We start from the raw sequence: 26,418 nt of genomic DNA, 5'->3' as shown, positions 1-26,418 counted from the left end.
CAATGATTTAACATGGTTAAAAATACGAAAAATAATCCGTATATGGTTGATATTCAGTGTGTTACATCTTATTTATTTAATGATAAATGTGTGTAAGGATTAGCTGAAAGAGGGGAATTGCAAATCGCAGAAGTTAAATGTCATTTATATTGATTTTTGTGAACTAAACTACTACGCACTGAAAGTGCATAAGATTGGGTAAAGAAAGAATGAAATTCTTTCTCCAGCGGCCGTCATTGCGAGAAACGAAGCAATCTTACAACTATAGTTTTTTTTAGTGCATTAGGATTGCTTCGTGGCTCGAAACGACAGAAGGAGGAAATTGTAGAAACTGAAAGCCTTGCTCTAAAGGGCGTAGTTTTAGCAATAAATTAACTCATGTGATGATAAATTTTAAAATTATCACAGACGCTTTATTATTATTTTTCTCTAACCGCTTTAAACTCCGAACCTGCTTTCCATTTCGGATAAGTAGTTTCGCTGCTTAATCGATATCCCATATCAAATAATAACCTAACATCTTCAACTATTCCTGATAAATCCTGGGTTTTAGCGTCAAAATTATCTTGTGGAGAATGATAACGGTTTTTCGTAAAATCAGCGACTTGTTTCAATCCCCATGCTCTACCATTTTTAATATTATCTACACCAGAACCTGTAAACAGCGAAGGAACGCCAACTTTTGCTAAGTTAAAATGATCTGAACGGTAATATAAACCCGAAGATGGAACTGGGTCAGGCACCAGCACACGCCCCTGTTTTTTAGCAGAAGCCGCAGCATAGTCTTCCAATTCCGATTGCCCGTAACCATAAACTACAATATCTTTTGTTTTACCTGCAATCCCCATCATATCCATATTAATATTAGCAATCGTTTTTTCGAGTGGAAATACCGGATGTTTGGCATAATATTCTGAACCCAGCAAGCCTTGCTCCTCTGCTGTGTACGAAATAAATAAAATTGTTCTATCAGGGTTTTTTGGGAACTTTTTAAAGGCAGAAGCAATTTCAAAAAGCGAAGCTACACCCGTTGCGTTATCTACTGCACCGTTGTAAATAGAATCGCCCTGTACTTTTTCACCAATGCCTAAATGATCCCAATGTGCGGAATAAATAATGGCTTCGTTTTTCAATTTATCTCCAGGAATTGATGCCAGAACATTATAGGTTATAGATTTTTTAATTTTATTTTTAACCCTAAGCGATGTAGTTAGATTCAAATCGACAGCTTTAAAATCTTTTTTAAGCGCTTTTTTAGCCAAATTTTCAAAAGATTGACCGCCAAGTGTAAATAATTTTCTGGCAACATCTAAACCAATCCAACCCTCTACAACGGTTCTGTTCATACCATTATCTGCCGATTGTAACTGCAATTTCGATTTAGACCAACCACTGCGAACAACAGTCCATGGGTAAGCTGCTGGCTCTGTATCGTGAATGATTAAAACGCCTGCTGCTCCCTGTCGCGATGCTTCTTCAAACTTATATGTCCAGCGGCCATAGTAAGTCATGTTTTTGCCTTTAAACAAAGTCGAATCTGCAAAGCCTGGGTCGTTAATTAACACAACAACGGTTTTTCCTTTTACATCTAAATTTTTATAGTCATTCCAGCCATACTCTGGTGCTACGATGCCGTATCCAGCAAAAACCAGAGGTGAATTTTTAATACTTACTTCATCCTGAACACGTCTCGAACCAGCAACAAATTCTGTTAAGTAATTTAAAACAAGCTCTTTTGAACCCGATTTGATAACCATTTTATCATCAGGTACTGATTTAATTTCTACCATGGGCACTTCCTGAAAATAACTATCGCCATTACCAGGTTTTAAGCCCAGCTTTTCGAATTCAGTTTTCAAGTAGTTTATCGTCTTTTTCTCGCCATTGGTAAAAGGTTTACGTCCTTCAAGACTATCGGCGGCGATTACAGATAAATATTTCGTGAGACTGCTATCGTTAATTGCTTTTATTGCCGTAGAATCGGGCTCTTTAGCAGAATTTTCTGCAGATTGCTTGCAGGCAGATATACTGAAAGCCAAAGCCGATAAACAAATCAGAGTTTTCTTCATAAGAATTAAATTGAGCTGGTAATTTAATAAAATAATTTTCAGAATCTCTTGATATTTATTTACAACAGGCAAAGGTTGAAAACCAAGCTTTTGAAAGATTAAATTTAATATAAACGTTATATTCGTTTATAAATATTAAAAACGAAAGTTACTTGCGCAAAGTGGCGGGTTAAACAAACCCCTAAAAACCTATCATGATAACCCATGGATATTTCGACAATCAAGAACTAGGAAATCCTGAAACGGATATTAGCTTTCCAAATGGAATTTTAAGTGCTTACAATATCAATAGGTTTAAGTCAAACGTTGGACAAAGTACAGACAATAGAATTCGAATCTTTCTATTTAGATTAGTGCTGTGGGTAATTGGGGCAAGTAAATTAGAATCAAATTAAACCTGCCAAACGTCACCAACATTGACGACAGTGTACAATCTTGATACAACCAAAAAATACTAAAGAAATAAAGTAACAAATGATAAAGTTCATAAACCAAATAGTCTCTTTACTGTTGGTATCAATATTTTTCACTTCCTGCAACGGGCCAGTTAAAAATGATTTGCCAAAAGAAAAGGAACATCCAAAACTTATAAAAACCATCGGCAACCCAGAATATGGGAATGTACAATGCATCCTGCAAGACAAAGAAGGTAATCTTTGGTTTGGAACCACAGAAAATGGGCTTTATAAATATGATGGAAAATTGTTTAGCCAATTTACTGTAACCAGTGGGCTAAATAGTAATGACGTTTCTTGCCTTTTGGAAGATAAAGATGGTAAAATTTGGATAGGTACTAATGCGGGGCTTTGTCTTTATGATGGTAAAACATTTACCAAAATTAAGATTCCTTTACCCAAAAACCTACCGCCCAATAAGAATCAAAATTATCTCAATTCGCATTGGGTATTTAATATCATTCGAGCAAAAAACGGAAAGCTTTGGTTCGCAACCATAGATGGTGTTTATATCTACGATGGCAAATCCTTTACCCCGTTTATAGTTAATGAAGACGCAGGCGGCTTTATGAGCAGTAACAATAACATGGAACGCATTTTAGAAGATAAGGCAGGTAACATTTGGTTTGGTGTAAGAAGTAACGAAGGTGTGTATCGTTACGATGGAAAATCTGTAACCAACCTCAAACTAAAGGATTTATTTCAAAAGGGACCAAAGAAGCCAAAAGCTCATAATTGGGCCTGGCCTCAATTGCAAGACAAAAACGGGAATATTTGGTTCAGCAATTGGGGTGGAGCTTACCGATATGATGGCAAATCATTTACTAGTTTTACGGCAAGCGATGGCTTAACTATTGGTGCTATTACGCGAATTATAGAAGATAGGAACGGAAACATTTGGTTCGGTGGAGCTGGTGGCCTTTGCCGTTACGATGGGAAATCTTTCACACATTTTAAAGATGGGCTAATCAATCCCGGGATTTGGGCAATTTTAGAAGATAAAACCGGAAATCTTTGGGTGGGTACGAGAGCCACAGGTCTCTATCTTTTCGATGGAAAAACATTTATCAATTATTCGGAATATAAACCTAAGCCTGCAACGAACTAACAAACAACCCCTAACACGAGTTGTGGCGGTTCATTGCTCCTATCAACATTTGCGATTAAAGTCGCCATCTTTGCTAGTAACAATCTTAAAAACAACACCGTAGAAACAAAATGACAGACATCGAAATAAAAAAAGTAACGCTTAACGACGTTGACCAATTACAAAAAATTAGCAAACAAACTTTTCATGAAACATTTTCGGAAAGCAATTCCGAAGAGAATATGACAAAATATTTAGAGGAAGGATTTTCTATTGAGAAACTAACGACTGAACTTAACGACAATAACGCTGAGTTTTATTTTGCAACACTAAACGATAATGTAATTGGTTATTTAAAACTAAACTTTGGACAATCTCAAACAGAATTGCAGGACGACAAAGCACTTGAAATTGAACGTATTTATGTTTCAAAAGACTTTCACGGAAAAAGTGTTGGCCAAATACTTTACAACCAAGCAATACATATTGCAACAGCGAAAAATGCTAACTATATTTGGTTAGGTGTTTGGGAAGAAAATCCGAGAGCCATTAACTTTTACAAAAAAAACGGTTTCGTAGAATTTGATAAACACATTTTCAAATTAGGTGATGACGAGCAGACCGACATTATGATGAAACTAAAACTGAAAGAATAATGCGCATCACAAGAAAGGCAGCACTAGCGGCATTTTGGTAAAATGGTGGGTTTAGCACAAAAATCCAACAGCAATTTTTAGTTAAACTTTAGTAATAATATCAGCTTTTTACTTTGTAATTCCCCACCTCGACAAGCTACAAAACGTTGCCCTTCAGTTTAAAACGACACGCAACCAACAGAATATGAGTATAATTTTGGAATTTAAATAAAAACAATAGAAATGAAAAAATTACAATTCAAAAAAGAGATAAATGCAACAGCTCAAAAAGTATATGAGACAATGTTGGGTTTAAAAAACAAAAGCACTTATGAATACTGGGCATCAGTATTTAATCCTACTTCTACCTTCGAGGGAAATTGGGAAAAAGGCAGCAAAATTTATTTTGTAGGCGTAGACGAAAGCGGTAAAAAAGGTGGAATGGTTTCTGAAATCGAAGAACATCAACCTGCCAAATTTATTTCGATAAGGCATTACGGTTTTTTGGATGGTGATACAGAAATAACAACAGGCGAACAAGTTGAAAAATGGGCAGGTGGACACGAAAATTATTCTTACCAGGAAGAGAAAGGTGTAACAACCGTAACGGTAGATATGGATACGATTGATGAATATTTGGATTACTTTAATAACACTTATCCAGCAGCATTAGATAAATTAAAAGAAATTTCTGAGCAATAGTTAATTTATATAGCATCTTTAAATCAGTATTGAGAAAACAACCTTTACATTTTTAAATAGACATAATTATACTTAAAATGCAAGCTGAAAAAAAATTATGATGTCTACATATTTAACATTTAGTATCTCAATATCGGTTATTTCTTGGATAGTAGGTATGGCGGTAAATGCTATTTTAAGAAAGACAGAGTTTTATGAAAAAAAATTATCAAACCTGAATTTTGTAGAAAATAAAAAACTCAACAAAATTATAGGAATCGGAATTTTTAAATGGATTGTTAAAAATACATTTTTTAAATTTTTCAATCAAAAACTTAAACTGAAAAAGAAAATTAAAGAGAATGATCTAAACAAACTACGTAGTGAGATGACAATTTCTGAAATAGATCATTTAATCGGATTTGTTTTTGTGAGTATTTTTGCTCTAGCCAAATTTTATAATTTTAATTTTTTATTCGGTTTTACAATTATGATAGTGAATGTATTAATGAACTTATATCCATCATTATTACAACAGGAGAATAAAAGACGAATAAATAAATTAATAAACAAAACTGTAATAAACAAAGTTTTTGCATGAGGCAGACTAAAGTTTTTACAATTAATGATATCGAAAAATACTGACCCAAATTCAGTAGAAAGCTATGGAAAAAGCTTCTTAACCAGAACTTACTATCCATTGGTTGTAATTCTATAACCAATCTTAACCCAACAATTCCGACCTGTTTATATAGCCGTGAAAATAAATTTGCGAAACCGAATAGTTGCGCTTATATTTGCAACCAATTAGTTTCGCAATTAAAAATTTAAACTATATGAGACGAGACATTTTCCAAGCTATAGCCGACCCAACAAGACGAGCCATAATTACACTAATTGCTTTACAGGCGATGACGCCAAACGCTATTGCCGAGAACTTCAAAACTACCCGACAAGCCGTTTCTAAACACCTTCGGATATTAATAGAATGCGAATTGGTAAAACAAGAACAACAAGGCCGCGAAATTTACTACTCACTGGAAATTGAAAAAATTAAAGAGGTTGATAATTGGATAAACCAATTCAGAAAAATTTGGGAAACCCGTTTTAATCAACTTGATGATGTATTATTAACAATTAAAAATCAGAAAAAATGAAAAATGATTTGCTATTCGATTTTACCGTTAACAAAACAACAAAAACGGTATTAATTACGAGAGAATTTAACGCTGATCTTTCGCTGGTTTGGGATGCTTTTACCAAGCAAGAAATTCTAGACCAATGGTGGGCTCCAAAACCCTGGGCTTCGAAAACAAAAGTTATGAATTTTGAAGTTGGTGGCCGAAGATTTTATGCAATGGTTAGTCCTGAAGGACAAGAACATTGGTCGGTTCAGAAATATACTTCTATAACTCCAAAAACCAATTTTAAAATGTTAAATGCATTTGCGGATAAGGATGAGAATCTCGATTTACCTGGTTCTGATTGGGACTTGAATTTCAGCGAACAAAATGGAAAGACTACAGTTACAACATCCATATACAACGATTCTTTAGAACGATTGGAAAAAATGATTGAAATGGGCTTTAAAGAAGGATATACGATGACATTAAATAGCTTGGAAGAGTTGTTAGCAACCTTGTAGCAAAAAAGTAGATACTGATGTTAAAAAGCCTTGACCAAGAACAGAGGTGCAATAATTGCACAATATGAACTTATATAAACCCGACAATAGCGAGCATGAGGCCAATTTTTCATTGGCTGAGTAAAGCGAATGGCGGGACTGAAATAACCGATGAATTACAGAACACTGCTTTTCAAAAAAAATAAATACAGGTAAAACTTAGTGTAAATTTTTTAAGCTTTAAAAACAAAAAATGGCCTGCTTTAAAACAGGCCATTTTAATATTCTGAACAATAGTACTTAGCTTCTATTTGCCATTTTGTTCTAAATCCCTATCTATCTCAATTAAATCAACATTCTCCGGACTCGAAAAATCGCCGATTAAATATTTGTTAAAGTGATCGGCAAGTTTCCAGAATGCATATTCAGTCATATCGCCAAAACCGTGGCGCTGACCAGGAATAATCAAGAAATCGAACCGTTTACCTGCTTTCATTAAAGCATTGGCAACACGAATTGAGTTTGCTGGGTGCACATTATTATCTACATCGCCATGCATTAACAGTAAATGACCTTTAAGGTTTTTGGCTAAATCTGGGTTTTTATCGATGCTGTATTTAAATGAGGTATCGCCTTTTAAAGAAACAATCTCTTTAACGCCGTGATGTTTTTCACTCCACCAACGGTTATAAATGCTGTTATCATGGTTACCAGCATTAGAAACTGCGACTTTGAAGAATTCCGGATAAACCAGCATTGCTGCTGTCGACATGAAACCACCACCAGAGTGACCAGTTATACCAACCTTTGTTTCATCTATATACGAATATTTAGAAGCTAATTGCTCGATTGCCGTTTTCTTATCAGCCAAACCATAATCGCGGAGGTTGCCATAACCATAAGTGTGATACCATTTAGAACGCGAAGGGTTTCCACCGCGATTACCAACGGTGATTACGATATAACCAAATTGAGCTAAACGCTCTGTACGATCCATACTTTTGCTAAATGCCTTGTTAACAGCTTCCGTTTGCGGGCCAGGATATACGTATTCTATAATTGGGTACTTTTTATTCGGGTCGAAATCGAAAGGTTTGTACATTACGCCATATAAATCGGTAATTCCATCATCAGCTTTCACCTTAAATGGCTCTGGAAATTTATAGCCAGCAGCCATTAATAAAGATAAATCTGTAGTTTCTAAATCCATTACCTTTCTTCCAGCACCATCATATAAAGTAGATTTTGGGGCTGTGTTTACTCTTGAATAGTTATCAACGAAGTAAGTGTTGTTATCATTCATGCTCGATGCGTGGTCAAAATCTCCGGCATTTAGCAATTTTATGTCAGAACCATCGAAATTAATGCTGTACAAATGTAAATAATATGGATCTTCTTTGCCTTCTCTCCCATTCGCCGTGAAATATAACACACGTTTTTTCTCATCAATATTTACAATACTTTCGCAATGGAAAGAACCTTTTGTAATTTGGTTTTCCAATTTTCCGTTTTCATCAAAAAGATAAAAATGCGCCCAACCATCTCGTTCACTCCAGTGAATTAGCTCTTTACCATCATTCACCAAACCTGGTCTATTAACTTCTACGTAAGAATTAAATCTTTCATCAATTACTGGTGTAACTTTTCCTGTTGCAATATCTACCGTACCAATATCAATGCGTTTTAAATCGCGGCTTGTACGCGAGAAATAAAAACGGCTATCGTTACCCAACCAAACCGAAGGGCGGAATTCGTTATCTCTATCTTTTGCCAAAACTGGTTTACTCCATACCGAAACGCTCTGATCTTTAAAAGCAGAAACGCTCAGTTTTTTGTAAGATTTTGCGGCAAAATCAAAAAGCAATACTTCATCCTGAGGTGCTTCAGCTTCACCAGGCATTTGATACTTATAGGTTTCTAAAGTTGGGCGGCCAGATGTTACGCTGTTAATAACCCACAAATCTTTAACCTTGCGAGAATCCGTTCTATCTAACACAAAATATTTTGCATTCGGCGACCATAATACATAAGCACCACGGCGCTTTTTATTATTTTTTTCGTTTTCAACGTTATTTTCTCCGTCACCATCGCTACCATAAGAGTAAAACTTAACGCCATCTTTTGTTAATTGATGTTCTACAATTGTGCTGTCATCTTCATTTTTAACAGCTTTTTTGTAGTTTTCTTTATCCATCCAATACAAATTATAATTTCGTGAAAATATAATGGCAGATGAATCTGGCGCAACTGAACCCCAACTCGGTTTTGGCTTCGGCTTGCTAAAATTCGGAACTTCTGTAAGCTTGGTTGTTGCTAAATCATATTTAAATGAATAGATTTTTTTCTGCATCGAATCTGCAGCTTTCTTATCTTTTCTATCCTGTTTCAACTCATCAATAGTACTTTTAATTTCGAAAGAAATACTTTTTTCATCCGCAGCAAATTTTAGATTTTCTAACGGTAAGTGTTCAGCATCAAAAGGATCGCGAACAATTAAAGTAATATCTGCAGCAACTTTGGCATTATCGAACATTTGCTTCTTGCTTTTCGTAGCTGGGTCTACCAGATACCAGAATTTACCTTTTGGGCTTTCGAAAGTGTACCAAAAACGATTACTTAGTTTAAGCCAATGCGGATCTACAGAAGTAGAATACACCATTTTCTTTAATTTATTAGGCGAAAATCTTGATGCAAGCTGATAATTAGCTTTTGGCTGTGCCTGTACATTTTCGGTTATCGTAAAGGTTTTTGTTTGAGCTATAACCGTAAGCGATAAAAGTTGAGCACCTAAAAAGAGTTTGTAAATTTTATTCATTAATGCTTGATTTTTAGATGCCTAAATTATCTAATAATTGCAATTTTAAGGCAACGAACTTGTAATAAATGCGATAGTTTAAATAAAAAAAGAAAGCGCTAAATAATTATCAACACATTCTTATTTTGAGTATAATTAATTAACGAATTAAGTATTTTTGCACGAAATACTTATCTATGAAATTCAAATTTTTAACCATTATAACCGCTGGTGTTATTTTATTTACTGGCTGCCAATCTAAATCTCAAACCGAAAGTGGTAAAAACCCCGATTCTACAGAGCAAGTTGTAAAAGAAACCGAAGGCGCAACACCCCTTGATGTTTCTAAAATAAAAGTTGCTGATGCAAAAACTATTCTAGAGCGCAAACAAGTGCCTATTTTATGTTATCATCAGGTTAGAAACTGGAAACCCACCGACGGTAAGGTTGGAAAAGATTACATAGTGGAAATTCAGAACTTTAAAGATCAGATGAAAATGTTGGCCGATAGTGGTTACCACACAATTTTACCCGATCAGCTTTATGCTTATTTAAATACAGGTGCAAAATTACCAAGTAAACCAATTATGCTAACTTTTGATGATACTGACGAAGATCAGTTTACAATTGTTCGCCCAACATTGGATAAATTAGGTTTCAAAGGTGTTTATTTCATCATGACGGTTTCCATCGGCAGAAAAGGAAAGTTTGTAAATTATATGACTAAAGAACAAATTAAACAACTTTCTGATGAAGGTGGTGTAATTGGTTCGCACACATACGACCATAAGAACTTTAAAAAATATGCAGGTAAAGATTGGGAAGAACAATTAGATAAGCCAACTAAAAAGCTAGAAGAAATTACAGGCAAAAAAATGACGGAATTTGCTTACCCATTTGGTTTATGGAATGCAGAAGGTATTCCTGAGTTAAAAAAACGTGGTTTTAGAATGGCTTTTCAATTATCTACCAAACGTGATGAAAAAGACCCATTATTTACCATCCGCAGAATAATTGCCAGTGGTTATTGGAGTCCAAAAACATTAAGTAATAGCATTAAAAATAGCTTTTAATAATTTATAAAACCCCGGCATTTGTTGGGGTTTTCTTTTTTAAAACAACAATCTCATGAAAAAAATTTTACTTCTTATCGCAATGGCTTTCACATTTAATATTGTGACAGCACAAATTCCGCACTTAAGTGGTAAAGTCGAAATTGTAATGTCTACCGGGCAAATCAGTTGCGATTTCACTTTAACCAACATTCCTGATTTTGGAAAGGATTATCAGATTTTACTCAACAAAGGTTTCAATATAAAAGCGATAAAAGATTCTTTAAATAACACGCTTAGCTACGATGGTTTTTATAATGGAAAAATGCGTGGCGAAGGATTAATATATGTTCCGCAAAAAGGCAATGATGTTCTTACCAATCCAAAAAAACTTCGTATCGTTTACACAGGTGCATTTCCAATATATAACGACACGCTAAATTTTATAGATTTTAAAGGCTTAATTGCTTTTAACGGCAAAACAATGAGGGCAACCGATCAATCGAAATGGTACCCAATAATTTATGATGTTAAAGGAGATAAGCAAATTGAGCAAATGACCTACAATATTGAGGTTATTAGTAAGGAGGCGAAGATGATTTTTGTGAATGGCGATTTACCTAAACCAGGGCCCGTTGCGAATTTTAAATCTACTATTGCTATTGCGCCTTTAATATTTGCAGGTGATTATGGTGTTCAAAAAACTTCTGGTGCTTTGTTTCTGAACACAGAAATGAATAATAAGCAGCTGAATATTTTCGAGCAAAACATTGCTGAAATGAAAGCTTATTATTTTAAATCGTTAGAAATTCCCTATCATACTAAAAATGTTTTTATCGAGCATCAGCCTGTAGAAAAATTTAACAAAGGTAGAAGCTGGGGCTTTGTTTCATTTCCAACAATTGCTTTTGCTGGAATAAAATTAGGTGATATGATTGATGAGAAACATTCGAAACTAAAAGATTCTACCGATTATCCTTTTATTGCTCATGAAATTGGCCATTACTATTTTGGTAATGTTTTACAGCCGAACTCTACATTATTTTGGTTCTTTTTAGAATCTACCGCCGAATATTTATCCGTTAAGGCAAGTGAAAAGAAATTCGGGAAAGATTTTGCAACAAATTATTTCCAAAGAAAGGGAAAAGAGCTGAAGAATTTTAAAGCGCTGCCATTAAATAAAGTTACAGACATGAACCAGATTTCTGGAACATATCGCTATTCATACGGTCCTTTTTTATTAAGAGGTTTAGAGCAAATAGTAGGAGAAAAGCAAATGTTTAAGTTTTTAAAAACTTGTTTAACTGCAAAAAACACACCAACAGACTATTCCTTTTTTAAAGAAAATGCGCTGAAATCGGGCATCACAAAAAAAGAATGGGATGCGTATGAAAAAGAATTTATAATATCTGAAAACGCAGTATCTTTGGTTAAATAAAATTAAAATAAATTGAATAAAACTCTTAAAAACATCGCTCATCCCCTCCTAACTATACTATTTGCTGCATTAATTTTATCATCGTGTTCAAACCATCAGGCGAAAGAAAAACCATTAGAAAAGAATGTTTCTGAAAAAGAAAAAACAGATACAACGAATTTAAAACCAGCTGATGCTGCAGCAATTTTAGCTAAACGCGAAGTTCCGGTTTTATGTTACCATCAAATTAGAAATAACATAGCCAGCGATAGTAAAAGAGCACACGACGATATTATTGCGCCAGATAAATTTAGAGAACACATAAAAATGTTGGCAGATAGTGATTATCATACCATTCTACCCGATCAACTTTACAATTATTTAGTTTACGGAGCAAAACTTCCTGAAAAACCGATTATGATAACTTTCGATGATACGGATGAAGATCAGTTTACAATTGGAAATGCTACACTCAAAAAATATGGCTTTAAAGGTGTTTATTTTATCATGACGGTTTCTATTGGCAGAAAAGGTAGAATTAATTACATGACGAAGGAGCAAATTAAACAATTAGCGGATGAAGGAAATACCATTGCAAGTCATACATACGATCATAAAAACTTTACTCAGTTTACTGATGAAGATTGGAAAACCCAGATAGATGAACCTACTAAAAAACTCGAAGAAATTACCGGCAAAAAAGTAGAATATTTTGCATATCCTTATGGTGTTTTCAAAGCGGCAAACTTGCATAAACTTAAAGAACATGGTTTTAAAGCTGCTTTTATTTTATCAACAGCGAGAGATGAAAAATATCCATTATTAACCATTAGAAGAATAATTGACCCGGGAAGATACACAGCAAAAAATCTTTATTTCAGCATTAATAAGAGTTTTAATAAAACAAAACCTAAATCGTAAATGTAGATTAATAAATCCTTAGCATCATCCCTAAACATGAAAAACCTAATTTACACTACGCTTTTAGCTTTGATTATACTTTCAGCCTGTAATAATCCAAAATCTGAAAACAATGATAGCAAAAGCAACTCACCTAAAAGCGAAAAAACTGCGCTAACAAATACCTTTTACAAAAGATTGGAAGGTACAATTGCTGGCAAACCTGTAGTTATGCATTTGCAAAAAGTAAATAATGATTATAGTGGCGTTTATTATTACGAAGGCTCGTGGTTAAATTTATCTACCGATACTTTAATTGGTCAGGATAGTGTTGTTCTTTTTGAGAATGGTTTTTACGATTATTATTTCGATAAAGATGCTAAGCAATCTAAAATTGGTTTAAAGTGGAATGGAAATGGTTTTACCGGAACCTGGTCTAATGAAAAAGATAACAAAAAATTTGCAGTAGCCCTGCAAGAAAAATACCCGGAAGGTAGTTACGAATTTACAGCAGGAATATACCAGGATTCGGTTAAAGCAATGCCTAATGATGTGAAATCTCCGGTTGCTCAAATTAGTTTTGAATATTTAAAACCCAAAGTTGATAATGAAACCGGAATATGGGTTGACAACCAACTCCTAGATATTTCAGGAATAAGAACTGGTTCTAAAGATAGAATTGCCGGATTTAAAAAAATTGCACAGGATTATTTTGCCGATTATAAAAGCCAAATCACCGAACAGCAAAAAACAGGACCAGATAGAGGTTTTCTACAGTGGATGAATTACACCGATAATAGTCAGCAATCTATTGCATATAACGATAACGGTTATGTAGTTATCGATTTCCTTTCGGATGCTTACACAGGCGGTGCTCATGGAAATTACGGCAGCACCATGCATTGCCTTGATGTAAAAAGCAAGAAGCAAATGGTTTTGGGCGATATATTAAAAATAGATTCGAATACTTTACAAAAGATTTTGGAGAAAAACCTAAGAAGAAATTATAATATAAAATCAAGTGAGCAGCTGACTACAGTATTATTTGATAACTTTTTAAAGCCAAATAAGAATTTTTACTTCAACGCAAACGGAATTGCTTTTATGTACAACCCTTACGAGGTTGCAAGCTATGCGCAAGGACAAATTGTAGTTTTTGTTCCTTTTACAGATTTAAAAAGTTATTTAAACCCTGATTTTGCACAAAGAATGAAGATAAAGTAAGAATTTAAATCATTAATATAATTTACAATATCTCTTCAATCAAATATTTCTTTCCATTAAAACTTAACTCATCTCCAACTTTTTTGCCTATAAAAAGTTTACCAATTGGTGCAGCCTGAGAAACAGCGAAGAATGTTTTTCCATCAGCTTTTAGTTCTCCTGCACTAATGCTGATGTAGAAATTACCACTTGATGTTAAAACCAGACTTCCGTTTTTTACTTCTTTAGCTACATCAACATTTTCTACTTGTTGTAAAGCAATTTTCTGCTGACCAGCCTCGTATAATAATTTACTATTTCTATCCATTTCTTGCTGCATCATTTCACGGGTAGTTTCGTATTTATCGCCTGCACTACTTTTAGTATCATCGTTTGATGCCTGCCTCGCCTGTTGCAACGAATATTCGATATTTTCTATTCTGTTTTGAATAAAAGTTAAGCACAGTTGATACAGTTGAGATTTTAAAGCAGACATATTTTTTAACGGATAATGTTAGATGGGTAATGTAAGATGGTTATTTTCGGAGGGCAAATGCAGATTTCAGAATAGATTTTATCTTTTCTTCCGGAACATCCTCTAAATGATTGATTAGTAAAATTTTCATTCGGGCTCTTTTCTCCTGCAACAAATCTTGGTGGTCAATTTTATTTCCATCAACCAAACCGATATAAGGTTGATGAAGTTTTTTGTGAATCCAAAGATAGCAGAACATTTTTTCTTTATAGTAATAAAATGGCATTCCGTATTTCCAATGCTCGGTTATATCAGGATAACTAATCAAAAGTAACCGCAAATATTGCAGGCAACTTTTAATTGGCTCATCCTTTTGCTCAAAATAATTATCTAGTGGGTTTAGCATCCTAAAAAAATCCCGAAACTGTTTAAATTTCAACTTCAATTACTTTATAGAAGGTGGAGACACGTTCCATGGCAATAGCCAAGGTGCGTGTCCCCAAGCACCTTTATAAAATCTATAATCATTTTTAAACAGTTTCTGAATCTATGGTTATTGCTAAATTGTTCGCCAATTTTCGAAAACAATTCAACAATTCAACAATTCAACAATTCTTACCCCTCAATCCAATTTACTTTTTCTTCTATCGATGTACGATTTGGTGTCCACGGTTTTTCGTTATGATAGCCCATGTAGAATAAACCAATACACTTTTCATTTTCTTTCAAACCTAAAAATTCGCCTAAATTATCAATTAATGGAGGCGAACTCCAATAAGCACCAACTTTTAAACTTTCTGCCGTTAAAGCCATATTTTGCACTGCACAAGATACGGCAGCTAACTCTTCCCACTCTGGAATCTTTCCACTCACCGCCATATTAATCGCAATAATACAATCGGCCTGACTCGTTTTCTCAGCAAAACTATCATACTTTTTTTGCAGAAATTGCTGAGGTGAAACCAATTCTTTATATAGTTTACCAAGTTCTTCGCCTAGTTTTGCCAAACCAGCTTTTCTGATTACAGTAAAGCGCCAAGGTTGGGTTAACTTGTGCGTAGGTGCATAATTAGCTGTTTCTAAAATTTGTTTAATTACCTCAACAGAGATTTCTTTTTTTATATAGCTTGCCGGAAAAATGCTACGACGTTCTTTTATAACTTTTGATACGATTTCGTAATTAGTACTCATGCTGTAAAGATAAGGTAAAAGGCGAAAGGTTAAAGGTAGAGGGTTAAAAGCGATTAGAGATTTGACTTTATGATGTCTCGAATAGCTGCTACTTGATACTATTAAGCTGTTTCCTAATCTGTTTAACTTTTGCAAAAAAACCTATGCTTTCTTTATCAACTAGAAATTCCATTGTTTCGATAAGTTCTTCTTTAATCCATTTGTGTTTTTGAATTAGATTAGCCAAAATATTTAAGCAATGAGATTTTACAGCGACTGGAATTTTCTCATCAATTAGCCAGGCAAAAACCACTTCAACAATATTATTTGTATCGTAATCATTGATAATTTCTTTTATTTCATGAGCTGCGTTTTTCTTCGTCATAAAGGCTAAAATTTTAACGTAATGCCTTAAAGCCGAGAGATTATTTTGCATTGGAAATCTATCTAAAAAATATTTTGAATGAGATAAAAACCTTTCCTGATGATTTGAATAAACGTTTTCTAAAACCCATGCCGCTCTGAAACCAATTTGTTCATCGTGATAAAAACTTAAATCGATTAAATCTTTCACCGAAAAAGTCTCTTCTGATGCAATGGACGCCAGCTTTTCGACTTTGCTTTTGCTTAATGTAGTTTTTATGGTATTGATTAAAGCTTGCATATTCAAAAATAAAAAATTTTCCTTTTGGTAATTATCGAAAAGGAAAAGTGCTAAAAAACTTCTTAAAATTAAATTGCTTTAGCTTACCAAAGCACGGCTTCGTAATGACAATTAAAAAATATTGTTGAAACTGAAAGTCTTGCATTGAAAGCAAATCTTTTTAACTAACAAATGAGACCGATAAAGCATTACCGTTGGTTTCAACCAACGGATAGAAAAAATTGTAAACGCTGCACTTGCCATAAAACAGTGAGCGCTCGTTTTCAAATTATTAATCTTAAAGGTTTTAGGCTCTGTCTTTTTACCCTCAACCTTTTTGCGTATCTTTGCGGCTTATTTATTTCACAGCATGATTTCAGTTTCTAATTTATCTTTACGATACGGCAAACGCACATTATTTGAAGACGTTAACATTAAATTTAACCAAGGCAATTGCTATGGCGTAATCGGCGCTAACGGAGCAGGTAAATCTACTTTCCTGAAAATTTTATCTGGCGAGGTGAGCCAAACTTCGGGTAGTGTAGCTTTTACTCCGGGCGAAAGAATGGCCGTTTTAAAACAAAATCACCACGAATTTGATGAATTTTCGGTTTTAGAAACCGTAATGATTGGCCATAAAGAGCTTTATGCCATCATGAAAGAGAAAGATGCCATTTACATGAAGGAAGATTTTACCGAAAAAGATGGCGAACGTGCCGGAGAATTGGAAAATATTTTCGCTGAAATGGATGGCTGGAATATGGAAAGCAATGCAGCAACCATGTTAAGTAATTTAGGCATTACAGAAGATAATCACAATAAATTACTGAAAGAATTAGATAATACACAAAAAGTACGTGTGTTATTAGCCCAAGCTTTGTTCGGCAATCCTGATATTTTACTATTGGATGAGCCTACCAACGATTTGGACATCGAAACCATTGCCTGGTTAGAGAATTTCTTAGCTGATTACCAAAACATTGTATTGGTTGTAAGTCACGATAGGCACTTTTTAGATGCAGTTTGTACGCACATTGTGGATATCGATTTCGCAAAAATGAGCACGTATACAGGTAACTATACTTTCTGGTACGAATCTAGTCAGTTGGCGTTAAAACAACGCAGCGACCAGAATAAGAAAACCGAAGATAAGGTAAAAGAATTACAGGAATTTATCCGCAGGTTTAGTGCAAATGCATCGAAATCTAAGCAGGCAACTTCGCGTAAAAAAGCTTTAGATAAAATTGATATTGCCGAAATTAAAGCTTCGAGCCGTAAATATCCGGCTATTATTTTTAACAACACCGGAAGAGAAGCTGGCGACCAAATTTTACAGGTTGAGAACTTGGGTGCTAGCGGAAACGATGGTATTTTATTCGACAAAGTGACCTTCATGGTAAATAAGGGCGATAAGATTGCTGTCATATCTCAAAACAGTTTGGCTACCGCAGCATTTTACGATGTGTTAACTGGTAGAAATACTAACCATAAAGGCGAATTTAAATGGGGTGTTACCATCAGCACGGCTGATATTCCGAATGATAACTCTGAATACTTTGCTGGCAAAGATGAAAACTTGGTTGATTGGTTACGAGAATATTCTGGAACTGATGCTGATGAGCAATTTGTACGTAGCTTTTTAGGTCGTATGTTATTCTCGGGCGAAGAAGTTTTGAAAAACGTAAAAGTACTTTCAGGTGGTGAGAAAATGCGTTGTATGTTCTCGAGAATGATGTTACAGCAAGCAAACTTGCTAATGTTTGATGAACCGACCAATCACCTGGATTTGGAATCTATTGAAGCACTGAACAGCGGAATGAAAGACTTTAAAGGTGCAATTTTGTTTACATCACGAGATCACCAATTAACAGAAACAGTTGCGAACAGGATTATCGAAATTACGCCAAAAGGCACAATTGATAAGTTAATGACTTACGACGAATATATTAACAACGCTGATGTTGCAAAACTTCGAGAAGAAATGTATTCGTAATAAAATATAAAAACCTAGTAATAAGCCACATGAACTTCATGTGGCTTTTTTATTGAAAAAAAAATCATCGAGTTGTAGCGTTTGTTCACTGTATATCGTTTTATCAAAAAAAGTGTTAATGGCCATTAACCAATTTTATTTAAAAATTGATTTAAAACATTAAAATGAAAACTACTCTGAAAAAATTAAGTACAATTAAAATTATACTCTCTCTGCTTGTATTAACATTATTTGTATCTGCCTGTAAAAAAGACTGGAACAATTCTGACTCAGTTACAGTAGCAGGAATTGGCTTCGTACATGCCTCTCCAGGAACTGGCGCTTTAGATTTTATTGTTGATAATCAAAAAGCCAACTCTAAAGATTTTACATACACTAATGATTTGGGTTACTTTGGCGCTTACCCAGGCTCTAGGTTATTTGGTATTGTTAAAAAAGATTCGACAAGATATCTAAGTACTGCGAATGTAACTTTGCGTTCTGGTTTATTTTACTCAGCTTTTGTTATAGATGTTCTACCTGCACCAAAAATCTTATTGGTTGAAGACGATTTAAAAGCACCTGAAACAGATAAAGCAAAGGTTCGCTTCATTAATTTAAGTCCAGATGCACCAGCATTAGATTTAGCTGTTGTTGGCCAAGATGCCGCATTGTTTACTGGCAAAGCTTATAAAGAATCTACACCTTTCATTTCAATAACTCCATCTGATAGCTATACTTTTCAAATTAAAGAAGGTGCAAATGTTACCGCTACATTACCAGCTACAAAAATTGAGAAAGGAAAAATTTATACCCTTTGGGCAAAAGGCTTAAAAAGCAAAACAGACAGTACAAAATTTGCTTTAGGAATATTGACTAATAAATAACACCTACATATGAAACGAAAATTAACATCATCCAAATTAAAAAAAGGATGGTGTTATTTTCATTAATTTTGTAGTCAAAATATCTTAAAGTCGTTTTACATAAAACTAATCTCTATTAAGTTCTTACAGGTTGATAAAAAAAATACTCAGTGTTGAGGATATAATAGAAGGCTGTAAAAAGAATGATAACAGCTGTAAAGAAATGATGTATAAATCATTTTATGGCTATTTAATGGGTATTATTTTAAGATATGTTAACAACAGTTACGACGGAGAAGAACTTGTAAATGATTGTTTTATAAAGATTTTCAAGAACATAGATAGTTTCCAGCCACCCAACAATCCTGCCGAGCTACAAAAAACATTTAAAGGTTGGATTGCCAGAATTGCATCCCGAACGGCGATAGATAAACTACGTACTTTAAAAAATCATTCTTATGTTGATGATCTATCAGAAGCCGAACACCCGGTAAATAATGTTTCGGTAGCTTCAGATTTACACGTTCAGGATATTTTAAAATTGTTAAATGATTTACCAGAAACACACCGATTAGTATTTAACCTTTATGAAATTGAAGGCTTTGCACACGATGAGATATCGAAAATGATGAATATACCAGAGAGTTCGAGCAGAGTTTACCTAACAAGAGCAAAAAATAAACTGCGCACGCTCTATTTAAAAACATTGGTTAATTCGTATGAGAAAAATGGATAAAGAATTAATTGACCAGATAAAAGATAATCTTCTCACACACGAAGAAGTTTATACTCCCGGTGCATGGGAGCGCTTCTCTGTGCAACAAGAAAAGAAAAAAAGAGGTTTTATATACTGGCCGCTATGGTCTGCTGCTGCTGCAATTATTATAATTGCTGGTAGTTTATTTTTCTTGAGGAATAATGATGATAGCCAAACTAAAATTGTTGTAAACAAAGCAAGTAAAGCTATCAAAAAACCAACTACTACAACGGAAGAAAGCGTAGATAAACCAGTTATTAAAGAAAATGAAACTTCAAGTTCAGATCAATTAGATATTAATAAACCTTTTGCTTTAGAGAATTCAATTAATGAGAAAACTGCTTCCATTGCCGCGATAGATGAAAACAAGAATACAACTGTAAACACATCTAACACAGTCGTTAGTTTGGTGGATAACAGTTCTTCTCATAATATTTCAAATAATCAACCTACATTATTAAATACCATTAATTCAGAAAGAATTGCTCAAAATCCAACCAGCAATAATGTTGTAATTGCTCTTGAAAAGAAAAAACCGATTGCTTCAAAACTTACTTTCGAACAAATTCTCGCTTCAGACAGTTATAATAATCAGCTAACTAAAACTGAAAAAAGCAAAAAAGTTGATAAATGGGAACCTGGCGTTTTTGTTGCTCCTGCTATGGGAAATGATAATAAAGTAAATATGAATTACGGTTTTTCGTTGTCTTACAATGTGGCTAAAAAATTATCGATTAGTTCTGGCATTGCTTACACTGCTTTGAGTGGTAAAAATGATATATCTAATGCTTCCTCAGGAATGATGAATGCTTCTCCGGCGGCATCACAGGCCTTCTCTACAAACAGCAAAAGCTTAGAATCTGTTGATGCTAGAGTTAGGGGTATAAACATCCCATTAGAGTTAAAATACAGCATTAGCGACAAGCTTTATACAGGCATTGGAGTTTCTGCTTTAGCGATTTTAAATAACAAACAAGAAAATAATTACATTGTTAGCCAAACGCAAAACTCCACTGTAGTAAACTCAATGGGTTATTCTGAGCAAAAAATGTTATTAGTAACAGAAAGAGTTTCTGAAACACAGCAGGAATCTGTTATTGCACCAGAAAAGTATTTAGGATTCTATAATTTTTCTTTGGGATATAAACAAAAAATATCACCAAAGAAAAACATAGCTGTTGAACCTTTTTTAAGGGTGCCAATGAAGAACTTTTCAAAAGACAACTTAAACCTTACAAACGGTGGTTTAAGGCTTAAACTTGATTTTTAAAGCAAGCTAGCTATTTCGCTAATTGAAGCTCTTTTTTTGTAATCCTTATCAAACTGTACAAATTTTATTTTACCATTTTTGCCAATTATGTATGTTGCAGGAACAGGTAAAACAGCATCAAGTGCGCCATTATTTTTTGCAACATCAATTCCATAGCCTTTATACTTAGAAACAAGACTTTCTTCCATCACAAAATCAACTTTATAGGCTTTCATAATTTTGTATTCCCTGTCAGATATTAAAGAAAAAGAAGCTTTAGTTTTACCTTTGGTTTTGGCAATAGATTCATTAGTTTCTGGTGTTACACCAAGCACATAAGCACCTTTAGAGCTTAAACTGGTAAGTGAATCTTGCAAATCCTTAATATGTTTATTACAATATGGGCACCATTGACCACGGTAGAAAAACAATACCACACTTTTATTCTCTTTTAGTAATTGTTTAAGATTAATTTCTTTGCCATCGCTGTTTTTAGCAAAAAACTCTGGTGCTTTATCGCCAACTTTTAAGCCAGTTTGGGCGTGTAAACTGTAAGAAGATAGCAATATAAATAGCGAAAAGATTAGGGTTTTCATTTTGATTAATTTTAGTTTATAAATATAGTTTACTCATTAGTCGATTTTTGATGTAATACCTTACAATTAAAAACAAAAAGCCCCGATTAATATCGAGGCTTAATATGACAAAGTGATCAGTTTAACTGAAAACTATTTATTGGAAAATGAATTAGTGACCTGAATGACCATCAGCACCATGCGCATGACCATGAGCTAACTCATCTTGTGTAGCTTCACGAACACTTAAAATAGTACCGGCAAACATTAAGTTTTTGCCAGCCATTGGGTGATTTAAATCTACAGCAACAGTTTCATCATGAACGGCAGTAACACCAGCTCTGAATTGGTTACCATTATTATCTTGTAAAGGAATAACATCGCCAACAGCAGGTACTTCACCACCAGCTTCTGTAAACATTGTTTTTGGCAGATCTGCAAAAGCACCTGGATCAATTTCTCCGTAACCATCAGCAGCAGATAATTCGAAGCTATATTCATCACCAGCTTTAGAACCAGTTAAATGCTCTTCAAATTTAGGCAACATCATGCCAACGCCATATAAAAATACTAAAGGATTTTGCTCATCGGCCTTTTCAACAAAAACTTGTTGTCCTTCTTCGTTAGTAGTATGCAATTCGTAAGTTAACGACACTACTGAGTTTGGTGAAATATTCATTTAAATTGTTTTATTGTAAATACTCTAATGCTTCCTCAACAGTTTTAACTGGCAGCTGGCATACTTTATTTCGGCAAATACTTATTAAACTTATAAAAGCTCTTTTATATATTGCAGGACAAAGATAAGTTAATTATTTACCTAACAAAAAAGATGCGATGATTGTTCAGAAAAGAAAATGTTTTTTAGTACTAGTACAAAGTTTAGTACTAAAAGTGCTTATTTGATTTCGGAATATTCAACTATAAAATTGAATAACACGAGCATATTTTTATCAGACGAATATGATAATGTTTGGTTCTGTGCCCGTAGCGCAAAATATAGCCCGGTTATTAATAAAAAAGCACTTTAATTGTTGTGAACAATGAGATAAAGTTGAGACTATTATAAATTAGTTAAGGAAGTAGTAATGGTATTATTTTTGGGCCAGGACTTCGTTTTTGAGTGAAACGATATCCCCCTCATTTTTTTTATGAGATATTAGATGAATATAGTGGTCTACTTCATCATTAATCACTATTAATTGACTGACATAATCATCATTGCCTTGCTTGTCAAACATCGCTGAGAATAACTTGCTCCGATACTTTTGGGGACTCATATTCTGCTTGTTTGCCGCTCTATTAATTTCAGCATGGTCACAATAACAATATAAAATAACATTATTCTCGGTAAGATATTTTTTAAGGATAGATGCAAATTGACCGAGTGTTGAGCTATTATTAATACCAACATTGTTTTCTACCGATATAAGAACATCAACTATATCTGTTTTAACTCCGTCTGGAATTTGCGCTTTACCAATAAATTCGAATTGAATAAGATAATTGTGCCCCTCCTTTGTTATCAAGGGTATAATCTCTTTTTTACCCATTAAAGCTATTTCTTTGTTCCGAAATACTTTTCACGTTCAGAATCAAGCTGCTTTAATTTAGCTTCTTTTTCTGATTGCAATTTTCTAACCAAAGTTATAAGCTTCGCAGAAGGATTATCGATATGTAATGTCTTAAGTGTCATTATAATACAAATATATAATATTTAAATTATTTACTACTACAAAAGCTATTCTATTGTAAATACTCTAATGCTTCCTCAACAGTTTTAACCGGCAGCTGGCATACTTTATTTCGGCAAAAATAAACTTTTGTTTCATTGCTTTGCTTACCTTTTAACAGCGGTAAGTTACTTTTTGTTCCGCCTAATGTAATTTTATTTGGAATATAATGATTACTTAACTCCAATTTAACCATATCAGTTTCTAGACCAGTGATGGCAATTTCATTGATTCCGTAAATTTCATTTAATAATAAAATTGCCCAATTTGAATACGCTGAACCATAAGATTTGATTTTTGGATGAACCGCAGCAAGCATTTCAGCTGCTTTTTCGGTATAATTTTCTAAATCGAAAAGTAAGCCTAATTTTTTCAGATTAAAAGCCATTGCAGAGTTAGCCGCCGGAATTACATTGTCCATTACTTCGTGCTTACGAGCAATTAAACTTTCGCCTTCGGCAGATGTGTAAAACAACATCGGTGAATCAGTATCTGTGAAATTTGCCAATACATAATCTGTTAGTGATTTAGCCTCATCAAGCCATTTCTCGTCAAAATCGTATTCGTAAAGTGCAATTAACGCCTCTATTAAAAATGCATAATCATCTAAAAAAGCAGTGATTGATGGTTTGCCATTTTTATAGTTACGATACAAACCCCCATTTTCTGTTTTTAAGTTAGAAATGATAAATTTTGCTGCCGCTGATGCTTTTTGATAGTAAGAATCATGATTTAAAACTTGCGCAGCATCTGCCAAGGCTTTAATCATCATTCCATTCCAGGCGGTTAAACACTTATCATCCAAGCCTGGCCTAACACGTTTACCTCTTACTAAAAGTAATTTTGCCTTTGCAGCTTTTAATTTATCATATAAGGTTTCAGCATCAATATCATATTTCGATAAAATATCATCATCGCTAATTGTTTTACGCAAGATGTTAGTATGTTCCTCTTCCCAATTCCCATCTTCTGTAACATTGTAATATTCTCCGATTAGTTTTGCATCATCGCCTAAAACCTCATCAAATTCAGCTTTATCCCAAATGTAAAACTTACCTTCAACACCTTCGCTATCGGCATCTAGAGCCGAATAAAACAAACCATCCGCAGAGGTCATTTCATTAAAAGTCCACTCTATGGTTTCAACGGCAGTTTGTTTAAAAGAATCGAATTTAGTGCATTGATAAGCCTCTATATATAAACTAATGAGTTGTGCATTATCATAAAGCATCTTTTCAAAATGTGGAACATGCCATTTATCATCAACAGAATAACGGGCGAAACCACCACCTATCTGGTCGTAAATTCCACCTCTACTCATTTCCTCTAATGTATGACAAACGGCTGTAAAAACAGATTCATCATCCTTTAAAAACCCATATCGAAGTAAGAAAACCCAGTTATTAGGTAGCGGAAATTTTGGCGCACGATTATAGCCACCAAAGCCAATATCAAAATGGCGTTTCCAGGGTTCAATAATTTCAGTTAGGTGTGCGTCGGTATAAGCTTCTTTCGTAACCGATGGAATTATTTTTTCGCTATCGCGGATACCAGAAGTTAATCGCTCTGCATATTGAATGGCCTTATCAGGCTCATTTGCCCATAAACCAGCAACATTTTCTAAAATATTAATCCAATCGTTTTTCTTGAAATAAGTACCACCATAAATCGGGCGCTGGTCTGGCAAACAAATACAATTTAAAGGCCAGCCACCGCTACCAGTCATTAACTGAATGGCATACATATAAATCTGGTCAATATCTGGTCGCTCTTCCCTATCCACTTTTATACAGATAAAATGCTGATTCATTACCTCGGCGACTTCATGGTTTTCAAAACTTTCACGCTCCATTACATGGCACCAATGACAAGCAGAATAACCGATACTAACCAATATCAATTTGTTTTCAGCTTTTGCTTTTTCTAAGGCTTCTTTTCCCCATTCGTGCCACTTAACAGGATTATAAGCATGTTGAAGTAAATAAGGAGAAGATGCATTTATTAAACTATTAGGCTCTGAATGGATGTTAGACATGAGATTTGTAGGATTTTAATTAAAGTTGTAAAGCTATTAATTATCTACAAACCTGCCCCGTTTTAGTTTTTGTTTTTATATTTAAGAAGGAAATCTATTTCTTTTATGGAGTTATCAAAAAGTGATTTATTTAGTGTAATTAAGGATATTATTATTCAATCTCGCTTGAGGGTATTTCGTGCGGCAAATTCTGCACTATTGGAGTCTTATTGGCAAATCGGAAAAATTATTGTAGAAGATGAACAAGCAGGAAAATCAAAAGCTGATTATGGAAAATCGACATTAAAAAACCTATCTCAGCTGCTTACAATGGAGTTCGGGAAAGGTTTTGATGAAAGCAATCTAAGAAACATCAGAACCTTTTATAAAGCATTTCCAATTCGTGACGCATTGCGTCACGAATTGAGTTGGACTCATTACCGTTTACTTTCAAGATTAGAAACTGAGCAAAAACGCAACTATTATTTATCTGAATCCATCACTTCAAACTGGAATAGTAGAGAACTGCAAAGACAAATTAATTCGCTTGCATTTGAAAGGCTTATATCTAATAATATTCAACAAGATTCTCAACAAGAAATTGAAAACTTTTTAAAAGACCCTTATATTTTTGAATTTTTAGGATTAAATACAAACGCAAAAAATTCTGAAAGGGAATTAGAAAGTTCTATCATAGACCACATTCAGAAATTCTTGTTAGAGTTTGGAAAAGGCTTTGCTTTCGTAGCCAGGCAACAACACATTGTAACTGATACTTCTGATTTTTTTATTGATTTAGTTTTTTACAATTACATATTGAAATGTTTCGTTATTATAGACCTTAAGACCGGGGGATTAAATCATCAGGATATTGGACAGATTGATATGTACGTTAGAATGTATGTATCCGCCCTATAAACTACATATTTGATTAACCCATTGTATTTTTAAAGTTCTGCGGGTAGAGCTCCTTGATTTTTTTGTGGTTTATCGACATTATATTTTCCAATGTGTACTTGAGCCATTTGTAAGGATTGACCTCATGCT

General features: G+C 34.1%; 26 protein-coding genes. 16 read left to right on the top strand and 10 right to left on the bottom strand.

What is annotated here, in order from left to right; translation table 11 throughout:
- Positions 1-419: 419 nt before the first annotated feature.
- Positions 420-2,069, bottom strand: coding sequence for a M28 family metallopeptidase (locus ACFOUY_RS10975; RefSeq protein WP_378960641.1), 1,650 nt, complete (start codon positions 2,067-2,069; stop codon positions 420-422).
- Between the two features lie 194 nt (positions 2,070-2,263).
- On the opposite strand from ACFOUY_RS10975, the gene ACFOUY_RS10970 reads away from it, so the two are divergent.
- The 7 genes from ACFOUY_RS10970 to ACFOUY_RS10940 all read left to right on the top strand — a co-directional run bounded on the left by ACFOUY_RS10970 (position 2,264) and on the right by ACFOUY_RS10940 (position 6,572).
- Positions 2,264-2,464: a hypothetical protein gene (locus ACFOUY_RS10970; RefSeq protein WP_378960639.1), complete on the top strand. Its 201-nt coding sequence runs from the start codon at positions 2,264-2,266 to the stop codon at positions 2,462-2,464.
- A gap of 79 nt (positions 2,465-2,543) precedes the next feature.
- Positions 2,544-3,632, top strand: coding sequence for a ligand-binding sensor domain-containing protein (locus tag ACFOUY_RS10965; RefSeq protein WP_378960638.1), 1,089 nt, complete (start codon positions 2,544-2,546; stop codon positions 3,630-3,632).
- 110 nt (positions 3,633-3,742) lie between these two features.
- Complete coding sequence (locus tag ACFOUY_RS10960) at positions 3,743-4,267, top strand: GNAT family N-acetyltransferase (RefSeq protein ID WP_378960636.1); 525 nt, start codon at positions 3,743-3,745, stop codon at positions 4,265-4,267.
- Positions 4,268-4,489: 222 nt separating this feature from the next.
- Positions 4,490-4,948 (top strand): SRPBCC domain-containing protein, encoded by a 459-nt coding sequence (locus ACFOUY_RS10955; protein WP_378960635.1) that lies wholly within the window; start codon positions 4,490-4,492, stop codon positions 4,946-4,948.
- Between the two features lie 97 nt (positions 4,949-5,045).
- Complete coding sequence (locus ACFOUY_RS10950; RefSeq protein ID WP_378960634.1) at positions 5,046-5,528, top strand: glycosyl-4,4'-diaponeurosporenoate acyltransferase CrtO family protein; 483 nt, start codon at positions 5,046-5,048, stop codon at positions 5,526-5,528.
- Positions 5,529-5,763: 235 nt separating this feature from the next.
- Positions 5,764-6,084, top strand: a complete 321-nt coding sequence (locus ACFOUY_RS10945; protein ID WP_378960633.1) for an ArsR/SmtB family transcription factor — start codon at positions 5,764-5,766, stop codon at positions 6,082-6,084.
- Positions 6,081-6,572 (top strand): SRPBCC family protein, encoded by a 492-nt coding sequence (locus ACFOUY_RS10940; RefSeq protein WP_378960631.1) that lies wholly within the window; start codon positions 6,081-6,083, stop codon positions 6,570-6,572. The genes ACFOUY_RS10945 and ACFOUY_RS10940 overlap by 4 nt, the downstream gene beginning before the upstream one ends.
- 286 nt (positions 6,573-6,858) lie before the next feature.
- Here the strand turns inward: ACFOUY_RS10940 and ACFOUY_RS10935 are convergent, their stop codons facing one another.
- Positions 6,859-9,366: a S9 family peptidase gene (locus ACFOUY_RS10935; protein WP_378960629.1), complete on the bottom strand. Its 2,508-nt coding sequence runs from the start codon at positions 9,364-9,366 to the stop codon at positions 6,859-6,861.
- A 176-nt stretch (positions 9,367-9,542) separates the two neighbouring features.
- On the opposite strand from ACFOUY_RS10935, the gene ACFOUY_RS10930 reads away from it, so the two are divergent.
- Genes ACFOUY_RS10930 through ACFOUY_RS10915 form a run of 4 tightly spaced genes read left to right on the top strand, consistent with a single transcriptional unit; the run spans position 9,543 to position 13,938 of the window.
- Entirely contained in the window at positions 9,543-10,418 is an 876-nt protein-coding gene (locus ACFOUY_RS10930; RefSeq protein WP_378960627.1) for a polysaccharide deacetylase family protein, read from the top strand.
- 55 nt (positions 10,419-10,473) lie between these two features.
- Positions 10,474-11,835 carry a M1 family aminopeptidase gene (locus tag ACFOUY_RS10925; protein ID WP_378960626.1) on the top strand — a complete coding sequence of 454 codons (1,362 nt, stop codon included), beginning with the start codon at positions 10,474-10,476 and terminating at the stop codon, positions 11,833-11,835.
- Between the two features lie 12 nt (positions 11,836-11,847).
- Positions 11,848-12,735 (top strand): polysaccharide deacetylase family protein, encoded by an 888-nt coding sequence (locus ACFOUY_RS10920; protein WP_378960624.1) that lies wholly within the window; start codon positions 11,848-11,850, stop codon positions 12,733-12,735.
- 36 nt (positions 12,736-12,771) lie between these two features.
- Positions 12,772-13,938 carry a DUF3298 domain-containing protein gene (locus ACFOUY_RS10915; protein WP_378960622.1) on the top strand — a complete coding sequence of 389 codons (1,167 nt, stop codon included), beginning with the start codon at positions 12,772-12,774 and terminating at the stop codon, positions 13,936-13,938.
- Between the two features lie 22 nt (positions 13,939-13,960).
- Here the strand turns inward: ACFOUY_RS10915 and ACFOUY_RS10910 are convergent, their stop codons facing one another.
- From ACFOUY_RS10910 to ACFOUY_RS10895, 4 genes are all read right to left on the bottom strand, one after another.
- Complete coding sequence (locus tag ACFOUY_RS10910) at positions 13,961-14,413, bottom strand: 3-oxoacyl-ACP synthase (protein WP_378960621.1); 453 nt, start codon at positions 14,411-14,413, stop codon at positions 13,961-13,963.
- A 40-nt stretch (positions 14,414-14,453) separates the two neighbouring features.
- Positions 14,454-14,798 (bottom strand): DUF1801 domain-containing protein, encoded by a 345-nt coding sequence (locus ACFOUY_RS10905; protein WP_378960619.1) that lies wholly within the window; start codon positions 14,796-14,798, stop codon positions 14,454-14,456.
- A 209-nt stretch (positions 14,799-15,007) separates the two neighbouring features.
- Positions 15,008-15,583 (bottom strand): nitroreductase family protein, encoded by a 576-nt coding sequence (locus ACFOUY_RS10900; RefSeq protein ID WP_378960617.1) that lies wholly within the window; start codon positions 15,581-15,583, stop codon positions 15,008-15,010.
- A gap of 88 nt (positions 15,584-15,671) precedes the next feature.
- Positions 15,672-16,226 carry a hypothetical protein gene (locus ACFOUY_RS10895; protein WP_378960616.1) on the bottom strand — a complete coding sequence of 185 codons (555 nt, stop codon included), beginning with the start codon at positions 16,224-16,226 and terminating at the stop codon, positions 15,672-15,674.
- A 349-nt stretch (positions 16,227-16,575) separates the two neighbouring features.
- Here ACFOUY_RS10895 and ACFOUY_RS10890 point away from each other — a divergent pair, with 349 nt between their 5' ends.
- The 4 genes from ACFOUY_RS10890 to ACFOUY_RS10875 all read left to right on the top strand — a co-directional run bounded on the left by ACFOUY_RS10890 (position 16,576) and on the right by ACFOUY_RS10875 (position 21,070).
- Entirely contained in the window at positions 16,576-18,198 is a 1,623-nt protein-coding gene (locus ACFOUY_RS10890; RefSeq protein WP_378960615.1) for an ABC-F family ATP-binding cassette domain-containing protein, read from the top strand.
- Positions 18,199-18,362: 164 nt separating this feature from the next.
- Positions 18,363-19,064 (top strand): DUF4397 domain-containing protein, encoded by a 702-nt coding sequence (locus ACFOUY_RS10885; protein WP_378960613.1) that lies wholly within the window; start codon positions 18,363-18,365, stop codon positions 19,062-19,064.
- Positions 19,065-19,194: 130 nt separating this feature from the next.
- The gene (locus ACFOUY_RS10880; protein WP_378960612.1) at positions 19,195-19,779 is read left to right on the top strand and encodes an RNA polymerase sigma factor; all 585 of its coding nucleotides are present in this window, start codon (positions 19,195-19,197) and stop codon (positions 19,777-19,779) included.
- On the top strand, positions 19,772-21,070 hold the full coding sequence (locus ACFOUY_RS10875) for a hypothetical protein (RefSeq protein ID WP_378960611.1): 1,299 nt from the start codon (positions 19,772-19,774) through the stop codon (positions 21,068-21,070). The genes ACFOUY_RS10880 and ACFOUY_RS10875 overlap by 8 nt, the downstream gene beginning before the upstream one ends.
- Here the strand turns inward: ACFOUY_RS10875 and ACFOUY_RS10870 are convergent.
- The 4 genes from ACFOUY_RS10870 to ACFOUY_RS10855 form a co-directional block, all read right to left on the bottom strand.
- Complete coding sequence (locus ACFOUY_RS10870; RefSeq protein ID WP_378960610.1) at positions 21,067-21,645, bottom strand: peroxiredoxin family protein; 579 nt, start codon at positions 21,643-21,645, stop codon at positions 21,067-21,069. The genes ACFOUY_RS10875 and ACFOUY_RS10870 overlap by 4 nt on opposite strands.
- Before the next feature lie 151 nt (positions 21,646-21,796).
- Entirely contained in the window at positions 21,797-22,303 is a 507-nt protein-coding gene (locus ACFOUY_RS10865; RefSeq protein ID WP_378960608.1) for an FKBP-type peptidyl-prolyl cis-trans isomerase, read from the bottom strand.
- A gap of 415 nt (positions 22,304-22,718) precedes the next feature.
- Positions 22,719-23,177 carry a hypothetical protein gene (locus ACFOUY_RS10860; protein ID WP_378960606.1) on the bottom strand — a complete coding sequence of 153 codons (459 nt, stop codon included), beginning with the start codon at positions 23,175-23,177 and terminating at the stop codon, positions 22,719-22,721.
- Between the two features lie 193 nt (positions 23,178-23,370).
- Entirely contained in the window at positions 23,371-25,392 is a 2,022-nt protein-coding gene (locus tag ACFOUY_RS10855) for a thioredoxin domain-containing protein (RefSeq protein WP_378960604.1), read from the bottom strand.
- Between the two features lie 105 nt (positions 25,393-25,497).
- Here ACFOUY_RS10855 and ACFOUY_RS10850 point away from each other — a divergent pair, with 105 nt between their 5' ends.
- On the top strand, positions 25,498-26,289 hold the full coding sequence (locus tag ACFOUY_RS10850; protein ID WP_378960603.1) for a PDDEXK nuclease domain-containing protein: 792 nt from the start codon (positions 25,498-25,500) through the stop codon (positions 26,287-26,289).
- Positions 26,290-26,418 lie beyond the last annotated feature (129 nt).

Origin of the sequence: Pedobacter jamesrossensis (assembly GCF_042650905.1) — a bacterium.
Lineage (GTDB): Bacteria > Bacteroidota > Bacteroidia > Sphingobacteriales > Sphingobacteriaceae > Pedobacter > Pedobacter jamesrossensis.
Note: the sequence above shows the minus strand (reverse complement) of the source record. Positions and strands in the feature narration are given on the sequence as shown.

Bases quoted from the DNA above. Each gene is read 5' to 3' on its own strand.
- ACFOUY_RS10875 (WP_378960611.1), top strand. From the start codon at position 19,772: ATGGATAAAGAATTAATTGACCAGATAAAAGATAATCTTCTCACACAC.
- ACFOUY_RS10860 (WP_378960606.1), bottom strand. From the start codon at position 23,177: ATGGGTAAAAAAGAGATTATACCCTTGATAACAAAGGAGGGGCACAAT.
- ACFOUY_RS10960 (WP_378960636.1), top strand. From the start codon at position 3,743: ATGACAGACATCGAAATAAAAAAAGTAACGCTTAACGACGTTGACCAA.
- ACFOUY_RS10930 (WP_378960627.1), top strand. From the start codon at position 9,543: ATGAAATTCAAATTTTTAACCATTATAACCGCTGGTGTTATTTTATTT.
- ACFOUY_RS10940 (WP_378960631.1), top strand. From the start codon at position 6,081: ATGAAAAATGATTTGCTATTCGATTTTACCGTTAACAAAACAACAAAA.
- ACFOUY_RS10905 (WP_378960619.1), bottom strand. From the start codon at position 14,798: ATGCTAAACCCACTAGATAATTATTTTGAGCAAAAGGATGAGCCAATT.
- ACFOUY_RS10870 (WP_378960610.1), bottom strand. From the start codon at position 21,645: ATGAAAACCCTAATCTTTTCGCTATTTATATTGCTATCTTCTTACAGT.
- ACFOUY_RS10965 (WP_378960638.1), top strand. From the start codon at position 2,544: ATGATAAAGTTCATAAACCAAATAGTCTCTTTACTGTTGGTATCAATA.
- ACFOUY_RS10945 (WP_378960633.1), top strand. From the start codon at position 5,764: ATGAGACGAGACATTTTCCAAGCTATAGCCGACCCAACAAGACGAGCC.
- ACFOUY_RS10900 (WP_378960617.1), bottom strand. From the start codon at position 15,583: ATGAGTACTAATTACGAAATCGTATCAAAAGTTATAAAAGAACGTCGT.
- ACFOUY_RS10950 (WP_378960634.1), top strand. From the start codon at position 5,046: ATGATGTCTACATATTTAACATTTAGTATCTCAATATCGGTTATTTCT.
- ACFOUY_RS10955 (WP_378960635.1), top strand. From the start codon at position 4,490: ATGAAAAAATTACAATTCAAAAAAGAGATAAATGCAACAGCTCAAAAA.
- ACFOUY_RS10850 (WP_378960603.1), top strand. From the start codon at position 25,498: ATGGAGTTATCAAAAAGTGATTTATTTAGTGTAATTAAGGATATTATT.
- ACFOUY_RS10855 (WP_378960604.1), bottom strand. From the start codon at position 25,392: ATGTCTAACATCCATTCAGAGCCTAATAGTTTAATAAATGCATCTTCT.
- ACFOUY_RS10910 (WP_378960621.1), bottom strand. From the start codon at position 14,413: ATGTCTGCTTTAAAATCTCAACTGTATCAACTGTGCTTAACTTTTATT.
- ACFOUY_RS10935 (WP_378960629.1), bottom strand. From the start codon at position 9,366: ATGAATAAAATTTACAAACTCTTTTTAGGTGCTCAACTTTTATCGCTT.
- ACFOUY_RS10925 (WP_378960626.1), top strand. From the start codon at position 10,474: ATGAAAAAAATTTTACTTCTTATCGCAATGGCTTTCACATTTAATATT.
- ACFOUY_RS10885 (WP_378960613.1), top strand. From the start codon at position 18,363: ATGAAAACTACTCTGAAAAAATTAAGTACAATTAAAATTATACTCTCT.
- ACFOUY_RS10975 (WP_378960641.1), bottom strand. From the start codon at position 2,069: ATGAAGAAAACTCTGATTTGTTTATCGGCTTTGGCTTTCAGTATATCT.
- ACFOUY_RS10895 (WP_378960616.1), bottom strand. From the start codon at position 16,226: ATGCAAGCTTTAATCAATACCATAAAAACTACATTAAGCAAAAGCAAA.
- ACFOUY_RS10970 (WP_378960639.1), top strand. From the start codon at position 2,264: ATGATAACCCATGGATATTTCGACAATCAAGAACTAGGAAATCCTGAA.
- ACFOUY_RS10890 (WP_378960615.1), top strand. From the start codon at position 16,576: ATGATTTCAGTTTCTAATTTATCTTTACGATACGGCAAACGCACATTA.
- ACFOUY_RS10915 (WP_378960622.1), top strand. From the start codon at position 12,772: ATGAAAAACCTAATTTACACTACGCTTTTAGCTTTGATTATACTTTCA.
- ACFOUY_RS10865 (WP_378960608.1), bottom strand. From the start codon at position 22,303: ATGAATATTTCACCAAACTCAGTAGTGTCGTTAACTTACGAATTGCAT.